This is a genomic window from Catenuloplanes indicus, from assembly GCF_030813715.1.
Lineage (GTDB): Bacteria > Actinomycetota > Actinomycetes > Mycobacteriales > Micromonosporaceae > Catenuloplanes > Catenuloplanes indicus.
Window position 1 is genome coordinate 8,242,318 of record NZ_JAUSUZ010000001.1, and the last position, 17,403, is coordinate 8,259,720.

Consider the following 17,403-nt stretch of genomic DNA (forward strand, 5'->3'; position numbering starts at 1 on the left):
AACCCCATGACGCGAACATCGAGTCCGTACCCTCCGGTGCTCTGTGGTTTTCGGGAAGCTCCAAAAAGTAAACACGTTTCACGGCCGCTCGCACGGGCCGGGGGTTGCTTACCCGCTTTTCCCGAATCGACCCGCGAACCGCCTGCCGCGCGTTAGCGTGAGTTTGTCGTATTTTTCGGAAATCTTGTCACCCGTTGCCCGCGCGGGAGGTGGTAGGCCCGTGGTGTCCCGGCCTCGATCGGCACCGGTGCCGGACCCGGAGATGGCCGCGCTGGCCGACCTGCCCGTGCTCGCCGAGATGAGCATGCTCTCCGACGACCTCGTGCGCGCCGGCGAGATCGCCGAGGCGATCGGGCTGCGCCGGGTGCTGGAGACCACCACCGAGGCGTTCGTCTCGATGGACTCCGACGGCCGCATCCGCGCCTGGAACCCGGCCGCGGAACGCCTGCTCGGCTGGCACGCGGCCGAGGTGATCGGCCGGGTCCTGGCCGACACGATCATCCCGGAGCCGCTGCGCGAGGCACACGCCGGCGGCATGCGGCGGTACATGGCCACCGGCGAGGCGCGGGTGGCCGGTGAACGGCTCGCGCTGCCCGCGCTGCACCGCGACGGTCACGTGGTCACGGTCGAGGTGGTCATCTGGCCGAACCAGGTCGAGGGCGTCTGGTGGTTCCACGCGTTCCTGCACGACATCAGCGACCGGGTCGCGGCCGAGGAACGGCTGCGCCGGGAGCGGATGTTCCTCGCCACCGTGCTGGACAGCCTCTCCGACGGCGTGATCGCCTGCGACGCGGACGCGGTGATCACCACGGTCAACCCGGCGGCCCGGCAGCTGCACGGGCAGCCGACGCCGACCGTACCGATGGAGGACCTGTTCACCCGGCTCGGCGCCTGCCACCCGGACGGCCGGCCGATGGCGTACGACGAGCTGCCGCTGATCCGTGCGCTGCACGGCGAGATCGTGACGGACGCGGAGCTGGTGGTCGGCGACCGGCGTCTGGTCTGTACCGGCCGTCAGCTGCGCGACGCGACCGGCGCGGTCTCCGGCGCGGTCGTCGCGGCCCGGGACGTCACCGCGGAACGCGCGGCCGAGTCGCACAACACGCTGCTGGCCGCGCGGCTACGGCAGACGATCGCGGTGCAGCGCGAGGTGATCGAGCAGGCCGCGGACCGCACCGAGACGCTGCGGCTGGTCGCGGACCGGGCACTGGAGATGTTCCCACAGGCGGACGGCGCCGCGGTCGCGATGCGCGACGGCGACGTGATGGTCTACACCGCGGTCGCCGGCTCGATGTCGCCGAACGCCGGACTGCGGCTGCCGGTGGCCACGTCGCTGAGCGGGCACGCGGTACGGACGGCGACCACCGTGCGCTGCGACGACCCGGACACCGACCCGCGCGTGGACCCGGAGGCCTGCCGCCGGGCCGGTGTCGCGGCCGTGCTGGTCGCCCCGCTGCTCTCCGAGGACCACGTGACCGGCGCGCTGCTGGTCACCAGCCGCCGGACCGGCGCGTTCGACGACAGCGACGCGCACCACCTGGAACTGCTCGCGCACGGCCTGAGCGGCGGGCTGCGGCACGCCGACGACTACGCGGAGATCAACCGGCTGCTGGCCGAGCGTACCGAGGCACTGTCCGAGGTGGAGGCCGCGAACGCGCTCAAGCTCGACCTGATCGGCATGCTCGGCCACGAGATCGCCACGCCGCTGATGTCCATCTTGGCGACGGTAGAGATGGCCGACCGGCCCTCCGCGGAACTCGAACTGATCGGGCGGCAGGCGACCCGGCTGGACACGCTGGTCCGCGAGGTGCTGACCCAGGTGGCGCTGGACGCGGGGCGGCTGCACGCGGACCGGGAACCGGTGCCGCTCGGCGCCGCGATCACCGCCGCGATCGAGCTGGCCGCGGCGGGCCCGGTGCCGGTGCACGGCGACGCGTCGGTCTCCGTGCTGGTCAACCGCGGGCACCTGCAGCAGATGCTGGTCAACTACCTGACCAACGCGGCCAAGTACGGCGGGGGCGCGGTCGCGGTCGAGGTCACCCGTACGGCTGAAAACACGATCCGGGCCGGGATCCGCGACGCCGGGGACGGTGTGCCGGAGGGGTTCCGGGACCAGCTCTTCTCACAGTTCAGCCGCGCCCGCCGGACCGCGGCCAGCAAGCCCGGGACCGGGCTCGGTCTCTACATCGTCCGAGGTCTCGCGCGTGCGAACGGGGGCGATGCCGGATATCTCCCGGCCGTACCGCATGGGTCGATCTTCTATCTAGACCTGGAAACGGCGTGATGTCCCGATCGTCCCGGTCGCGGCGGGTTGCCGCCGGCGCTTTGCCACACTGACGCCGTGCGTACCCGTCCAGCGATCGTCGACGATGCCTCCGCGCTCGCGGAGATCCACGTGCGCACGTGGCAGGCCACCTACCGCGGCTTCGTCCCCGACGCCTACCTGGGCTCGCTGGACCCGGTCCGCTGGCGCCCGTTCTGGCAGGACCGGTTACGCACACCGGAGGGCCGGGCCGGCGTGCTGGTCCTGCTCCCACCGGACGCCGACCGGCCGATCGGCTTCGTCAGCTTCGGCCCTTCCCGCGACGCGGCTCCCGGCCGCGACGTTCCCGGCGGCGACGATTCCGGCCGCGACGTTCCCGGCGGCGACGATTCCGGCCGCGCCGCTCCCGGCGGCGACGATTCCGGCAGTGGCGGTCCCGGTAGCTGCGGTTCCGGTGGCGGTTCCAGCAGCGGTGGTCCCGACGGCGGTTCGGGTGGCGGCGATTCCAGCAGCGGCGCGTCCGCCGGGGACGGTTCTGGCAGCGGCGGGTCCGGCGGCGATGATGCCGGCGCCGACGGTCATGTCGCGGACGGTCCTGATGGTTCCGGTGATGCCGGTTCCGGTGGCGTCGGGGAGATCTTCGCGATCTATGTACTGCCCGCCTACCAGCGGGCTGGCGGCGGGCGGCTGCTGATCGCCGAGGCGCTGCGCGCGCTCGCGGCCGACGGGTGCGGCCGGGCCACGCTCTGGGTGCTGGACGGCAATGCCGCCGCGCGCCGCTTCTACGAGCGTGGCGGCTGGCGACCGGACGGCCACACCAAACGTGACGAGTCGCGTGGCTTCCCGCTCGACGAGATCCGCTACGTCCGCGACCTGCCGTGACCGCCCCCGGCTTGCCGCACCCGGTTCACCGCGTCCCGTCGGCCATCGGCCGCCTCACGGCGTCAGCCGCACGGTTTACGACGCGGTCACCGGGTGCGCACGGAGCCACAGCAAACGCGATCATCGGGTGCGGCGGGCGAAGACTTTATCCCGATATCTCGAGAGGGTAGCGCACCTGGCCGTGACGTAGGCCGGTGCGGAACGGGGATGTGCGGGCCGCGCGGTGCCTGGGTCGGGAAGGCTGCCTGGGTCGGGAAGGCTGCCTGGGTCGCGCGGGCCGTTGGCGGCGCGGGCCAGGGAACCCGCGCGGCCGGCCGTACGCGGCCAGCGCCTCGGCCGGAGTGGGCAGAGAGGCGGGATCATGCGAGAGCGACCCCGCCGGAAGACGGAAGCGGGAAAGCGCGGCGAGTGCTTTTTCCTAGAAATCCCACTCGCCGCGGAGGGCGCCGAAGACGTCGTGGAACTCGGGGAACGTCTTCTTCACGCACGCCGGGTCGTCCAGCGTGATGTGCGGGACGCGCAGTGACGTCACCGAGAAGCTCATCGCGATGCGGTGGTCGCGGCGGGTGCCGATCTCGGCCGGGACCGGGACACCCGGCTGGATCTCGATCCAGTCCTCGCCGGTCTCGACCAGGATGCCGAGGCGGCGCAGGTTGTCCGCGCACGCGTCGAGGCGGTCGCACTCCTTGACCCGGGTGTTGTAGACGTCCTCGATCCGGACCGGGCCGTCCGCGAACGGTGCGATGGCCGCGAGCGTCGGCATGGTGTCGGAGATGTCGCGCATGTTCGTGGTGATGCCGGTGAGCCGGCCGGTGCCGCGGACCGTGGTGGCGTCCGCGCCGATGGTGACCTCCGCGCCCATCCGGCCCAGCACCTCGACGAAGCCGAGGTCGCCCTGGAGCGCGCCGGCGCCGAGGCCGGGCACGGTCACCTCCTGGCCGGTGATCGCGGCCGCCGCGAAGAAGTAGCTGGCGGTGGAGGCGTCCGGCTCGATCGGGTACGTCGTGGCCCGGTAGCCGCCCGGCGGCACCCGGAGCGTGTTGCCGTCCCGGACCACGTGCACGCCGAAGCGGCGCATCATGGCCAGCGTGATCTCCACGTAGGGTGCGCTGACCAGGCCGGTGACCGTGATGTTCAGGCCCTCCCGGGTCAGCGGGCCGGCCAGCAGCATCGCGGTGAGGAACTGCGAGGACAGGCTCGCGTCCAGTTCCATGTCGCCGCCCTTGATGCCGTCCGCGACCACGGTCAGCGGCAGGTGGCCCTCGCGCTCGGTGTGCCGGACGTCGACGCCGAGCGCGCGGAGCGCGGCGGTCAGCGGCGCGACCGGGCGGCGGCGCATCTGCTCGGACGCGTCGAACCGGAACGTGCCGTGGCCGGCCGCGACCAGCCCGGGCAGGAACCGCGCGGCGGTGGCGGCGTCGCGGCAGTAGACGTCCGCGTCGTCGGCGGCCGGTCCCTCGGGGCGGCCGGTGATCGTCCAGTCCGCGGTATCGCGGCTGACCCGGTAACCGAGCGCGGTCAGGCCGTCCGCGAACGCCTCCGTGTCGTCGGAGAGCAGCGGGCGGCCGAGCACCGTGGTGCCGTCCGCGGCGGCCGCCAGGAACAGCGCGCGCGCGGTGATCGACTTCGATCCCGGAATCGCCACCACAGACACCCGAATTACCCCCTGCGCTCGCGTGGATTCGCTGCCACAGATCGTAACGGGCGTGGTGCCGTCGTCCGACGGACTCCGTGCCCGTCCCGTCCGTCGGGAGCCCATTCACGGGTACGGCCCGGAAGCGGTGCTTCCGGGCCGTACCGCCGTGTCGTCAGCGACGCTTGGCGTCGCGCGAGTCGCCGCCGGAGGAGAGGCCCTTGTCGAGGCCGGCCCGCTTCAGCGCGTCCGCCATGGCGGAGTTGGCGAAGTCCGGCCGGCCGCCGCGCTGCTGACCGCCGCCGGACCGGTTGTCCCGGTTGTCGCGGCCGCCGCCACGCCGGTCCTGGCCGCCCTGACCGCCGCGGTCGCCGCCGCGGCCACCGCCGCCGCCCTGACCGCGACCGCCGCCACCCTGCCCGCGGTCGCCGCCCTGGCCGCCGCCCTGGCCGCGCGGGCCGCGCGGGCCGCCGCGCTCGCCGCCCTGAGCGCCGCCGGGTCCGCGCTCGCCACGCGGGCCACGCTGCCGGTCGCCGCGCGGTGCGCCGCCCTCGGCGTCGTCCTCGAGGCGCAGCGTCAGCGAGATGCGCTTGCGCGGGATGTCCACGTCGAGCACCTTGACCGTGACGATGTCGCCCGGCTTGACCACCTCGCGCGGGTCCTTGACGAACGTCTTGGACAGCGCGGACACGTGCACCAGGCCGTCCTGGTGCACGCCGATGTCGACGAACGCGCCGAACGCGGCCACGTTCGTGACGACGCCCTCCAGCTTCATGCCGGGCTGCAGGTCGGCGAGCGTCTCCACGCCGTCCGCGAACGCCGCGGTCTTGAACGCCGGTCGCGGGTCACGGCCGGGCTTCTCCAGTTCCGCGATGATGTCGGTGACGGTGGGCAGACCGAACTGCTCGTCCACGAACTGCGCGGGGGAGAGCCGGCGCAGCGCACCGCCGTTGCCGATCAGCGCCTTGAGGTCGCCGCCGGTCGCCTCCACGATCCGGCGGACCACCGGGTACGCCTCCGGGTGCACGCCGGACGCGTCCAGCGGGTCGTCACCGGCCGGGATGCGCAGGAAGCCGGCGCACTGCTCGAACGCCTTCGGCCCGAGGCGCGGAACCTGCTTGAGCGCGGCCCGGGAGCGGAACGGCCCGTTCGCGTCGCGGTGCAGCACGATGTTCTCCGCGAGGCCGGCGCCGATGCCGGAGACCCGGGTGAGCAGCGGGGCGGACGCGGTGTTCACGTCCACGCCGACGCCGTTGACACAGTCCTCCACGACCGCGTCGAGCGAGCGGGACAGTTTCACCTCGGACAGGTCGTGCTGGTACTGGCCGACGCCGATCGAGCGCGGGTCGATCTTCACCAGCTCGGCGAGCGGGTCCTGCAGGCGGCGCGCGATGGAGACCGCGCCGCGCAGCGACACGTCCAGCCCGGGCAGCTCCTCGGAGGCGTAGGCGGACGCGGAGTAGACGGACGCGCCCGCCTCGGACACCACGATCTTCGTCATGCCGAGCGCCGGGAACGCCTTGATCAGGTCACCGGCCAGCTTGTCCGTCTCCCGGGACGCGGTGCCGTTGCCGATCGCGATCAGGTCGACGTTGTGCTTGGTGGCCAGCGCGGCGAGCGTGGCGATCGACTCGTCCCACTTCCGGCGCGGCTCGTGCGGGTAGATCGTCGCGGTGTCGACCACCTTGCCGGTCGCGTCCACCACCGCGACCTTCACGCCGGTGCGCAGGCCCGGGTCCAGGCCCATGGTGACGCGGGTGCCGGCCGGCGCGGCCAGCAGCAGGTCGCGCAGGTTCGCCGCGAAGACGCGGACCGCCTCCTCCTCCGCCTCCTGCCAGAGCCGCGACCGCAGGTTGATCTCCAGGTGCACCAGGATGCGAGTGCGCCAGGCCCACCGGACCGTGTCCTTCAGCCAGCGGTCGGCGGGCCGGCCCCGGTCCTCGATGCCGAACCGGGCGGCGATCGCGGCCTCGTACGTGGTCGGGCCCTCGACCTCGGTCGCGTCCGGGGACAGCGACAGCTCCAGCACCTCTTCCTTCTCGCCGCGGAACATGGCGAGGATCCGGTGCGACGGCAGCTTCGTCAGCGGCTCGGAGAAGTCGAAGTAGTCCTTGAACTTCGCACCCGCCTCCTCCTTGCCCTCGCGGACCTTGGAGCCGAGCACGCCGCGACTCCACACCTGCTCGCGCAGCGTGCCGATCAGGTCCGCGTCCTCGGAGAAGCGCTCGACCAGGATCGCCCGGGCGCCGTCCAGCGCGGCCTGCGGCGTGGCGACACCCTTCGCCTCGTCGACGTAGCCGGTCGCGGTCGCCTGCGGGTCGTGCGTGGGGTCGCCGATCAGCGTGTCGGCGAGCGGCTCCAGGCCGGCCTCGCGGGCGATCTGCGCCTTGGTCCGGCGCTTCGGCTTGAACGGCAGGTAGATGTCCTCCAGCCGCGCCTTCGACTCGGCCGCCAGGATCTGCGCCTGCAGCTCCTCGGTCAGCTTGCCCTGCCCGTGGATCGACTCGAGGATCGCGGCACGCCGCTCCTCCAGGTCGCGCAGGTAGCGCAGCCGCTCCTCCAGCGTGCGCAGCTGCGCGTCGTCGAGCGTGCCGGTCACCTCCTTGCGGTAACGCGCGATGAACGGCACGGTCGACCCGCCGTCCAGCAGGTCCACCGCGGCCGCCACCTGCCGCTCCCGCACACCGAGCTCCTCGGCGATGCGCTGGTTGATGGCGCCGGCGCTCGCCGCCACGAACGCCGCGGTGGTCGCGGTCGGCGTCACCGCGACCGGCTCGGCCGCCGCGAGCACCTCGGGCTGAGCCTCGGCCGGGGGCAGTGCAGGGTCCACAGACGTAGTCACGCTTGATCCACCTTCTGATGTCATCTCGGCCGCCATTCTGCCCGCACCCACCGACACTTGTCGCGCCACCCCGCGCCGCCCGGCGTGCCGCCGCCGGTGGCGTCGCACCCCACCCCGTACCGTCCGCGGGTAGATGATCTTCAGGCTGTTAGCGTGGCGGGATGGCTGACTCCGAGGATCCCCGTGCGCAGCGGCTCTCCGGTGCCGGGCGGGCGCCCGGCGACCTGGCCGGGTCGCCGTTCCGGGCGGACCGGGACCGGATCGTGTCGTCGACGTTCTTCGCCCGGCTGGGCGGCGTCACGCAGGTGATCAGTCCGGGCGGCTCCGGGCTGCTGGTGCACAACCGGCTGACGCACAGCCTCAAGGTGGCACAGGTCGGCCGCGCGATCGCGGAGCGGTTGCTGGCCGACCCCGGACACCGGGACCTGCTGGACAAGCTCGGCGGCTGCGACCCGGACGTGGTGGAGGCCGCGTCGCTGGCGCACGACCTCGGGCACCCGCCGTTCGGGCACCTCGGCGAGCGGGTGCTGGACCGGCTGGCCCGGGAGCGGCTCGGGCTGGCGGACGGCTTCGAGGGCAACGCCCAGTCGTACCGGATCGTGACCAGCACGGAGATCCGCGGCGAGGCGCGCGGCGAGACGATCATCGGGCTGGACCTGACCGCGGCGGTCCGCGCCGCGATGCTGAAGTATCCGTGGACCCGCCGCGGCTACCCGGCGCCGCACCCGTCCACGCTCAGCCCGGCACCGCGCGGCGCGACCGTACCGGCCGCGGAGCCGGGCAGCGGGTCGCTGAAGTTCGGCGCGTACGGGACCGAGGTGCGTGACCTGCGCCAGGCCCGCGCGCCGTTCGAGGGCCGGATCGCGGACTGGCAGCAGACCGCCGAGGCGTCCATCATGGACACCGCGGACGACATCGCGTACGCGATCCACGACGTGGAGGACTTCTACCGCGTCGGCGTGCTGCGGCAGGGCGAGGTCGCGGCCGAGCTGACCGCGTGGCAGCGGCACGCGGGCGAGCTGGCGATCGAGTCCGACGCGGCGCTGGAGCTGAACGCGCGCCGGCCCGGCCGGTCGATCGAACGGCTGCGGCGCACGCTGCACCGCAAGGATTCCTGGATCAGCGACGACGAGGCGTTCGCCACCGCGGTCGCGCACGTGCGCCGCGAGCTGGTCGACGGGCTGCTGTCCGCGCCGTTCGACGGGTCGGTCGAGGCGGAGCACGCGGTCTCCCGGTTCTCCGACACGTGGACCCGCGGCCTGGTCGACGCGATCACGGTGACCGACAGGCCGTCGATGCGGTCCGGGCACGTGCTGCTCTCCCCGGTGCAGTGGCACGAGGTGCAGGTGCTCAAGTTCGTGCACCACCGGTTCGTGCTGGAACGGCCGGACCTGGCGCTGCACCAGCGCGGCCAGGCGCGGCTGCTCGGCACGCTGGTCGAGGCGCTGCTCGCCTGGATCGACGATCCGGACGAGACCACCCGCCTGCCGCGCCGCCTGCACGACCTGGTCGAGCTGGCCGAGGCGGAGCTGGACCCGGCCACGCCGCACCGCGCCGCGCAGGCCCGCGGCCGCGCGATCGTGGACTTCGTGGCGTCGCTGACCGACAGCCAGGCGATCGCGATGCTGGACGCGCTGTCCGGCCGCTCCGGTCAACTGTGGACGGACGCGTTCGTGCTGTGACGTGCGGCGCGAATATCGGGGTGTCGCGGTGGTGATCATTTCGGTAGCGTGCGCGCGTGCAATCACCCACCCCCGATCCCGCCGGTCGGCCGTCCGCGGCCACCGGCGACACCGCCGCGCCGCCGCCCGCCGCACCGCCGGCCTCCGCCGCGCCGGCTCCCGCGCCCGCTCCGGAGAGCCGGCCCGCATATCCGCCCGCGGTCCTTGCCGCGCCGGCCACGGTCCCGGCGACACCGGTTCCCACACCCGCCGCGGGTACGCAGGCGCCCGCGCCCCGCGGCCCGGAGGCGCCGCCGGCGTCCGGTGACGGTCCCGCGGCACCCGGCCCGGCCGCCCCGGTCACCGCCGTGCCGGACGCCCCGGTTGGCTCCTCCGCCGGTGCTGCCGCGGCCGCGGCGGCCGACGGCGGCCCGGCCGCCGCAGGTGATCCAGTTGCGCCTGGCGGTGCGGTTCCGGCCGGTGACCCGGTCGCGCCGAGCGGCCCGGTCGCGGCCGGTGGCCCGGATGCGGCAACCGGCCCGGTTGCCGCCGGTGGTCCGGTCGCGCCCGGTGGCCCGGTGGACCCCGGCTGCGGGCCGGCCGTCGAGGCGCAGATGCGGCAGCACTCGCCGGTACTGCCGCCGCCGGTGCTCACGCCGCCGTCGCCGCACTTCCCGCCGCCGGCGAACGAGCGCGGCCCCCGGCCCGCCACCGTGACCGTCGCGGTGATCCTGCAGTACGTGGTGGTCGCCCTGCTGGTGGCGATGGTCGGCCTGCTCGTCTGGGAGGGCGTCAGCTACGGCCTGCTGATCGACCAGGCCGCGGACACGCCCGGTGCCTCGCAGTTCGAGGCGGACGCGGAACGCGTCGCCAACTGGTCGATGAACGGCCTGGCCATCGCGCTGCTGGTGCTGCTGGCCGGCTGGCTGCTGACCAACACGCTGCTCACCGCGCGCGGCAACAACGTGGCCCGGATCCTCGGCGTGGCCGGTCTCGGCGCCGCGCTCGGCCTGGTCGTGCTCGGCGCGTGCAGCGGCGGCCTGATCAGCTCGCTTCCGTTCTCGCCGGCGGGTTACGGCGCGAGCGACCCGTTCGCGGAGTATCCGCTCGAGGAGGACCCGTTCCTGGAGGATCTGCCGTCGTCCGGCGGTTATTACCACGAGAACGCGTTCTACGACCGGCTCGCCGATCTGGTGGCCGAGCGGAACTCGGTCGCCTTCGACGCCGGTATGCCGCTGCTCGGCGTGATCGCGGTCTTCCTGGCGATCACCGTGATGGTGCTGCTGCTGGTGCCGTCCGCGAACCGCTGGTTCAACCCGGGCCGCCCGGCCGCCGGCCCGCGTCCGGGCCCGCAGCCGTGGCCGCACGCCACGCCGCGCCCGGTCCCGCCGTTCACCGCGCCGCCGTTCGCCCCGCCGCCGTTCGCCCCGCAGCCGTTCGCGGTCCCGCACTTCGGACCGCCGCCGAACCCGTACGTACCGGCGCCGCCGCTCAATTTCCCGGTCCCGCAGCCGGTGCCGCCGCACTACCCGGTGCAGGTACCGCCGCAGTACCCGGTGCAGGAGAGCCCGCAGTACCCGGTGCAGCCGCCGTACCTCGCCGGGCAGCCGCCGCAGCAGCCGTACCCGGGTAGCAACCCACCGCAGTGACCACACCGGGGGTACGGACGACAGGTCCGTACCCCCGGATGGTCGTCAGGGCTGAAGCGCGCGCGAAGTCGATCTCGATGTCCAGCGGGTTGCCGCGCCCCCACCAGCGGCGCAGGTGCTCCTTCTGGGTGTGGCAGGCCCAGACCAGGTCGCGCGTCGTCAACCCGAAGGTTGAATGCGGTCCCGGCTCCGGATAGTCCAGTTCTCCTATCGTTTCCATAGGTGTTACGGCTCGTTGAGCGGGCATGACTGTCGCGATCATCGGGGCCGGCGCGAGCGGCATCCTGGCCGCCCGGGCGCTCCACCGCCGATGTCCGGGCCGGGAGCTGGTCATGATCGATCCGCATCCGCCGGGCGGGGCGGCCTATCGCGCGCCGGAGCCGTGGCACCTGCTCAACTCGCGGGCTGCCGCGATGGGGGACGGCTTCCTGCGCTGGGCCGGCCCGGTCGATCCGGACGCGTTCCTGCCGCGCCGGCGCTACGGCGACTACCTGCGTGTGATCCTCGCCGGGCTGCCGGTCGACCTCCGCGCCGACCGGGCGGTCCGGATCACCCGCGGCGCGGGCGGGCTGACCGTGCACCTGGCCGGTGGGCTGCCGGTGCGGGCGGCCGGTGTGGTGCTGGCGCTCGGTCCGCCCGGGCCGGTGGTGCCCGCGTTCGCCGCCGGGCGTCCGGGCCTGGTCCCGGACCCGTGGGCGCCGGGCGCGCTGGACGCGATCGACCCGGCGCGGCCGGTGGTGGTCGCCGGAACCGGGCTGACCGCGGTTGACGTGGCGCTCACGCTGTTGCGCCGCGGGCGATCCGCGCCGATCACGCTGGTGTCCCGCCGCGGTCTGCTGCCGAGAACCCATCAGGAGCATCCGGGCGTACGGCCGGACGATGCACTGATCGGGACGGTGCTCGGCCGTGGCCGGCCGCTGCGGTCACTCGTCCGGGGGATCCGGGACATCGCGGCGAGTCACCCGGGCGGCTGGCAACCGGTGATCGACGCGGTCCGCCCGCACGTGAACGCGCTGTGGGCCGCGGCCGCACCCGCGGACCGGGACCGGTTCCTGCGGCACGGCGCCCGGCACTGGGACGTGCACCGGCACCGGATGGCCGCGCCGGTCGCGGCGGAACTGGCTCGGCACCGGGCGAGCGGCGCGGTGCGGGTGCGGGCCGCCGGCGTACCCCCGAAGGATTTTGATCATGAAGGTGTGCAGGTGGTGAACGCGACCGGGTCCGGCCGGCCGCTGGACTCGCCGGATCCGCTGACGGCCGCGCTGGTCGCGGACGGGCTGGCCCGGATCGGCCCGCACGGGCTGGGCCTGGACGTGGCGCCGCCGTTGTGGCTGCTCGGGCCGTTGCGGCGCGGGCGGCTGTGGGAGACCACCGCGATCCCGGAGATCAGGCAGCAGGCGGACGCGCTCGCGGACGCGCTCAGCCGCCCGGATGTATCGGACGTTGCCGCCTGATTTCGGCATATCGGATTCGATACGTTGGCACCATGACTGATGCGGCGACCATGCGTGCGCGGGCCGAGCAGATCACCGAGGAGATGTTCCTGCCGGCCGCGGCCGAGGTGGACCGGGCCGGACGCGTGCCGCGGTCACACCTCGACATGCTGCGGCGGTTCGGCTTCTACGGCGTGGCGGCACCGGCCGAGCACGGCGGGCTCGGCACGGACGACATGGCCACCGCCGCGTATTTGCTGGAGGTGCTGGCCAGTGGCTGCCTGACCACCACACTGGTCTGGATGCAGCACCACGGCGTGGTGCTCGGCGCCGCGGCCAGCCGGACGCCCGGCCTGCGCGAGTCGTGGCTGCCCCGGCTGGCCGCCGGTGACGTGCGCGGCGGCGTGGCGCTCGCCGGGCTGCGGCCCGGTGGTGAGGGCGTGCGGGCCCGCCGGGTGGACAGCGGGTTCGTGCTGGACGGCGAGGTGCCCTGGGTCAGCGGCTGGGACATGATCGACGTCGTCCAGGTGGGTGCCCGTGACGACGCGGGGAACGCCGTGTTCCTGCTGGTGGACGCGGTGCCGTCGGACACGCTGACCGGTACGGTGCAGGACCTTGCCGCGCTCCGGGCGAGCCGCACCGCGGTGCTGCGGTTCACCGGGCATCCCGTGCCGGCCGACCGGCTGATGCACGCGCTGCCGCTCGACTCGTGGACGCGCACCGAGGCCGGCGGCAGCGCGCTCAACGGTTTCCTGGCGCTCGGCGTGGTGCGCCGCTGCTGCGCGCTGCTCGGACCGTCGTCGCTGGACGAGGAGCTGGCGGCGGCCCGGGCCGCACTGCTGGCCGCGGACCCGGAGAAGACGCCGGCCGCCCGCGCGACCGCGTCGGAACTGGCGGTGCGCGCCGCGGCCACACTGATCGTGCACGCCGGTTCGACTGCCGGACTGCGCGGCGGCCACCCGGAGCGGTTGCTGCGCGAGGCCGGGATGCTGCTGGTGTACGGCACCCGGCCGCTGATCCGCGATGAACTGCTGGACCGCTACGCGTTCCGGCCCCTGACGTGACGTTCGGGCCGCTTCGCGACGTGGCGTTCGGGCCGCTTCGCGACGTGGCGTTCGGGCCGCTTCGCGACGTGGCGTTCGGGCCGCTTCGCGACGTGGCGTTCGGGCCGCTTCGCGACGTGGCGTTCGGGCCGGTTCACCGCGTGGCGTTCGGGCCGCTTCAGGACGTGGCGATCGGGTCGTGGAGCGGGGCCGCGCCGCCGGTGAAGCCGGGCAGGTCGGCGCCGCCGATCGCGCGGCCCGGCTCCGGGTCGCGGGCCGCCAGCGCGTTCAGCCGCTCCACCGGGATCCGGCCCTCGGACAACCCGGCGACCAGCACCGTGTTGCCCCACCGGCGGCCGCGCAGCATGCCGTTCTCGCCGATCACGCACACGTCCGGCAGCACCGCGCCGAGCGTCGCCGCCATCACCCGCGTCCGGGCGGACGGCGGCACGTCCACCACGTTCACCGCGAGCAGCCCGTCCGGTCGCAGCACCCGGGCCGCCTCCCGCACGAACCCGGTGCCGGTGATGCTGCGCGGCATCTGCGCCGCCTGGTACACGTCCGCCACCACCAGGTCGAACTCCCGGTCCGGCAGTTCCTCCAGCGTCTGCCGCGCGTCGCCGAGCAGCACCGTGACGCCGGCGTCCTCGGGCAGCGGCAGCCGGTCCCAGATCAGCGCCATCAGCAGCGTGTCCCGGTCGACCACGGTCTGCACCGACCCGGGCCGGGTCGCCGCGATGTAGCGCGGCAGGCTCAGCGCGCCGCCGCCCAGGTGCAGCACGCGCAGCGGCACCCCGGGCCTGGCCGCGGTGTCCACCACCGTGACCAGCCGGCGCATGTAGTCGAACTTCATCCGGGTGGGATCGCGGACGTCGACGTACGACTGCGGGACGCCGTCGACCTCCAGCGTCCACGCGCCCGGCGCGGACGCGTCCGGGACCAGCTGGGCGAGGCCGAAACCGGTCGGCATCGCCACTCCCGCAACGGGTTCAGGGAGATTCACGCACCCAACCTACGCCCACGGGAAAAGGGCCGGTGAGCTCCACCGGCCCTTCGGTCAGGCCGCCGGCTACTTCGACGGCTCCGGCACGTCGCAGTTCACCTTCGGGTTCAGGCCCACGTAGTTCAGCGGTCCGGCCACGATCGTGACCGCGGTGGTGGAGATCTCCGCACAGTTCTCCGCCTCGTTGGCGAAGTAGCCACGCTGTCCCGCCGCCAGAGCGCCGATGATCAGCCAGATGACGATGACGACCGCTCCGATACGCACGTCAGCCTCCTATATAGAGCGTGTGGCATATTCGCCCGCACGCTGCCCGTCGTGTGGTACCAGCTCTCTACCCAACCGCGCTCCGCGCTACACTGCCCCGCACCGGCGCCTACGGCAGCCGCTTGTGGAAGTGGTGTTTGCCGGTGCCACCGGGCATTCCGGGCGTGTAGCCGACCTCGCGGTAGCCGTGCCGCAGGTAGAAGCCGGGCGCGTGGAAGGACATGGTGGCGACCACGACCCGGTCGCAGCCGCGCCGGCGGATCTCGTCCTCGGCGGCGGCCAGCAGCCGGGCCCCGTGCCCCTGCCCGCGGTGATCCGGGTCCAGCCACAGCGAGGTGATGCCGCCGCAGCCACCCCAGGTGTAGCCGGTGAGGCCACCGATCAGCGTGCCGTCGTCACCGGTCAGCCGGATCGCCAGGTTCCGATGGTCGTCGGCGCCGACCGCCGCGTCGTTGATCGCGTCCAGTTCGTCGGACAGGCGCTTCTCAAGATCTGGATCGTCGTCACCGAGACTCAGCATGCACGCGAGTCTCGCCGACGATCGCGGCGGACGCACCCGGATCGTCTGCGACCGGGTCAGCCGGACAGCCGGCCGGCCGCCGCGGTGAGCAGCGGGCAGACGGCGTCGGTCTCGGTGCGGAGCGCGGTGACGGCCGCGGGGGACGGCGGGCGGCCGGCCCGGATCTCGTCCTCGACCGCGCCGGCGAGCAGCGCGAGGCCGTCCGCGCCGATGTTGGAGGCGGAGCCGCGCAGCGCGTGCGCGGCGGTGCGGGCCTCGGCCGGGTCGTCGCCGGCCAGCGTGCGTTCCAGGTGGTCGAGCATCGCGGGGACCTTGCGGAGGAAGTTCTCGATCAGCCGGACCATCAGCGCGCGCTCCGCGGCGGACGGGTCCGGGCCGGCGATGTCGAGGAGGCGTTCGTGCAGCGCGGCCGCGCGGGCGTCGGTCATGACGGCTGTCGCCAGCGGGCGAGGATGTCCGCCGGGATGACCGCGAGGACCGGCTCGGCGATCGTGGCGATCTGCCGGTAGTTCATCAGCCGTTCCAGCAGCAGCTCGGTAACCCGGGTGCCACGGCCGATCAGGACCGCGCCGGTGACGGTGGCGACGTCCTCGGCCATCCGCATGCCGACCTCCAGCTCCGCGATGGCCAGTGCCCGTACCGTGTCGGGGGTTGCCGTGATGCCCTTGATCCGGCGCAGCGCGGCGAGCGCGCCGGGGTGGTGACGGTCGTCGGCGCGCTGCTCGATCGCGCGCAGCGCGGCCTCGCCGGAGACGCCACGGGCGGTGTGGTTCTCGAAGTCGAGGGCCGCGCGGATGACGCCGGCCCCGAGCGACACCAGCGGTGGCGCGGCCGGGTCCGGTGCGCGCAGGCCACGGACGATCGCGAGGACGTCGTCCAGGTTGGGCACGTCGCCGAGGAGGCGGACGGCCACGTCCGGCATGGCGTCGACCATGCGCTGCTCGCGTTCGCCGAGCGGCAGTCCGGCGTCCATTTTCTCCAGCACGCCGGGCGGCAGCGCGACCGCGCCGAGCTGGGAGCACATGGCCGCGACCTCGATCTCCCACCGGTTGTCCAGGTCGAGGTCCTGGCAGAGCGCGCTGACCAGCGTACGGATCCGGCCGGCCCGGGCGAACGCGGCCGGGTTGGCGAGTTCGAGCACGCCGAACAGCGCCTGCAGGCTGGCGCGCAGCGTCTTGGCGAGGACGGTGCGTTCGGCGACCGCGATCCGGTGCTGCGCGACCGCGGCGCTGACCGTGGTGCGCAGCTCGGCGGTGGGGCAGGGCTTGGTGAGGAAGCGGAACGCGCCGCCGTCGTTGATCGCGGCGATCGCGCCGGCCACGTCGGCCTGCGCGGTCAGCAGCACGCGGGTGGTGTCCGGGTGGCGCAGCCGCATCTCGCCGAGCAGCTGTGCGCCGGACATGTCCGGCATCAGCATGTCGGAGACCACGACCGCGATGTCGTCGCGCGCGGCCAGCACGGTCAGCGCGGTGCGGCCGTCCGGCGCGGTGTGCGTGCGGAAGTCGCCGCGCAGCTGGAGCGTGAGCGCGTCGAGCACGGACTCGTCGTCGTCGACGAGCAGCACCGCGGGGCGATCGGCCACGTGTGTCCGATCGGCGGCGGTGGAGTCCGGTTTAGCATTCCCGGCTCATCGCCACGCGCGGCCACCGGTCCAGCCCGCGCGCGGCCTCGTCGGCGCGGATCGCGGCCAGGCCTGGCGTCAGGTCCCGCGGCGGTACGACCGTGAAGCCGAGCCGCGCGTAGTACGGCGCGTTCCACGGCACGCCGGCGAACGTGGTCAGCGTGATCCGCCGGGCACCCCAGGAGCGGCCCCACGCCGCGCACCGGTCGATGAGCGCGGCGCCGAGCCGCTGTCCGGCGTGCTCCGGGTGCACGGTGACCTGCTCGACGTGCGCCGCGTCGTCGACCCGGCCGGCCAGCAGGTAGGCGACCGGCGTACGGCCGGACAGCGCGACCCAGGCCCGCCCGTCGCGCTGGTACCCGGCCAGCGACTCCGCGGTGGGCGGTGCGTCGGCCGCGATTTCCCACATGTTCACAGTGATGAACGCGCGGCCCGCCGCCACCTCGATCGGTGGCAGGAACGGCAGGTCAGCGACGGTGGCGAGGCGCAGTTCACGGGGCACGGACGGCACGGTAGCGACCGGCACGGGACTGCGTGAACCGAATTTCGGCGCCTAGTCTGACCCCGGCACAGTGTCCAGCGTCCATGG

General features: G+C 73.8%; 14 protein-coding genes. 6 read left to right on the forward strand and 8 right to left on the reverse strand.

Annotated features, from left to right (window positions below; all coding sequences use genetic code 11):
* The first annotated feature begins 223 nt into the window (after positions 1–223).
* Positions 224–2,284, forward strand: a complete 2,061-nt coding sequence (locus J2S42_RS36990) for a sensor histidine kinase (protein ID WP_307246930.1) — start codon at positions 224–226, stop codon at positions 2,282–2,284.
* A 57-nt stretch (positions 2,285–2,341) separates the two neighbouring features.
* Positions 2,342–3,145, forward strand: coding sequence for a GNAT family N-acetyltransferase (locus tag J2S42_RS36995; protein ID WP_307246931.1), 804 nt, complete (start codon positions 2,342–2,344; stop codon positions 3,143–3,145).
* A gap of 418 nt (positions 3,146–3,563) precedes the next feature.
* On the opposite strand, the gene aroA is transcribed toward J2S42_RS36995, so the two are convergent.
* Both aroA and J2S42_RS37005 read right to left on the reverse strand, forming a co-directional pair.
* Positions 3,564–4,805 carry a 3-phosphoshikimate 1-carboxyvinyltransferase gene (gene aroA / locus J2S42_RS37000; protein ID WP_370879466.1) on the reverse strand — a complete coding sequence of 414 codons (1,242 nt, stop codon included), beginning with the start codon at positions 4,803–4,805 and terminating at the stop codon, positions 3,564–3,566.
* 148 nt (positions 4,806–4,953) lie between these two features.
* On the reverse strand, positions 4,954–7,512 hold the full coding sequence (locus tag J2S42_RS37005) for a Tex family protein (protein WP_307249246.1): 2,559 nt from the start codon (positions 7,510–7,512) through the stop codon (positions 4,954–4,956).
* Between the two features lie 269 nt (positions 7,513–7,781).
* On the opposite strand from J2S42_RS37005, the gene J2S42_RS37010 reads away from it, so the two are divergent.
* The 4 genes from J2S42_RS37010 to J2S42_RS37025 all read left to right on the forward strand — a co-directional run bounded on the left by J2S42_RS37010 (position 7,782) and on the right by J2S42_RS37025 (position 13,427).
* A complete protein-coding gene (locus J2S42_RS37010) occupies positions 7,782–9,302 on the forward strand; it encodes a deoxyguanosinetriphosphate triphosphohydrolase family protein (protein ID WP_307246935.1) in 1,521 nt (506 codons plus the stop codon).
* Positions 9,303–9,358: 56 nt separating this feature from the next.
* Positions 9,359–10,930 (forward strand): hypothetical protein, encoded by a 1,572-nt coding sequence (locus J2S42_RS37015; protein WP_307246936.1) that lies wholly within the window; start codon positions 9,359–9,361, stop codon positions 10,928–10,930.
* A 245-nt stretch (positions 10,931–11,175) separates the two neighbouring features.
* A complete protein-coding gene (locus J2S42_RS37020) occupies positions 11,176–12,384 on the forward strand; it encodes an FAD/NAD(P)-binding protein (protein WP_307246938.1) in 1,209 nt (402 codons plus the stop codon).
* 32 nt (positions 12,385–12,416) lie between these two features.
* On the forward strand, positions 12,417–13,427 hold the full coding sequence (locus J2S42_RS37025) for an acyl-CoA dehydrogenase family protein (RefSeq protein ID WP_307246940.1): 1,011 nt from the start codon (positions 12,417–12,419) through the stop codon (positions 13,425–13,427).
* Between the two features lie 157 nt (positions 13,428–13,584).
* On the opposite strand, the gene J2S42_RS37030 is transcribed toward J2S42_RS37025, so the two are convergent.
* From J2S42_RS37030 to J2S42_RS37055, 6 genes are all read right to left on the reverse strand, one after another.
* Entirely contained in the window at positions 13,585–14,376 is a 792-nt protein-coding gene (locus J2S42_RS37030) for a spermidine synthase (protein ID WP_307246942.1), read from the reverse strand.
* 99 nt (positions 14,377–14,475) lie between these two features.
* Positions 14,476–14,673, reverse strand: coding sequence for a hypothetical protein (locus tag J2S42_RS37035; RefSeq protein WP_307246944.1), 198 nt, complete (start codon positions 14,671–14,673; stop codon positions 14,476–14,478).
* Between the two features lie 109 nt (positions 14,674–14,782).
* A complete protein-coding gene (locus J2S42_RS37040) occupies positions 14,783–15,193 on the reverse strand; it encodes a GNAT family N-acetyltransferase (RefSeq protein WP_307246946.1) in 411 nt (136 codons plus the stop codon).
* 56 nt (positions 15,194–15,249) lie between these two features.
* Positions 15,250–15,621 carry an Hpt domain-containing protein gene (locus J2S42_RS37045; RefSeq protein WP_307246948.1) on the reverse strand — a complete coding sequence of 124 codons (372 nt, stop codon included), beginning with the start codon at positions 15,619–15,621 and terminating at the stop codon, positions 15,250–15,252.
* Complete coding sequence (locus tag J2S42_RS37050; protein WP_307246949.1) at positions 15,618–16,775, reverse strand: response regulator; 1,158 nt, start codon at positions 16,773–16,775, stop codon at positions 15,618–15,620. Before J2S42_RS37050 ends, J2S42_RS37045 begins: the two co-directional genes overlap by 4 nt.
* Positions 16,776–16,806: 31 nt before the next feature.
* The gene (locus tag J2S42_RS37055; RefSeq protein WP_307246951.1) at positions 16,807–17,316 is read right to left on the reverse strand and encodes a GNAT family N-acetyltransferase; all 510 of its coding nucleotides are present in this window, start codon (positions 17,314–17,316) and stop codon (positions 16,807–16,809) included.
* Between the last annotated feature and the right edge of the window lie 87 nt (positions 17,317–17,403).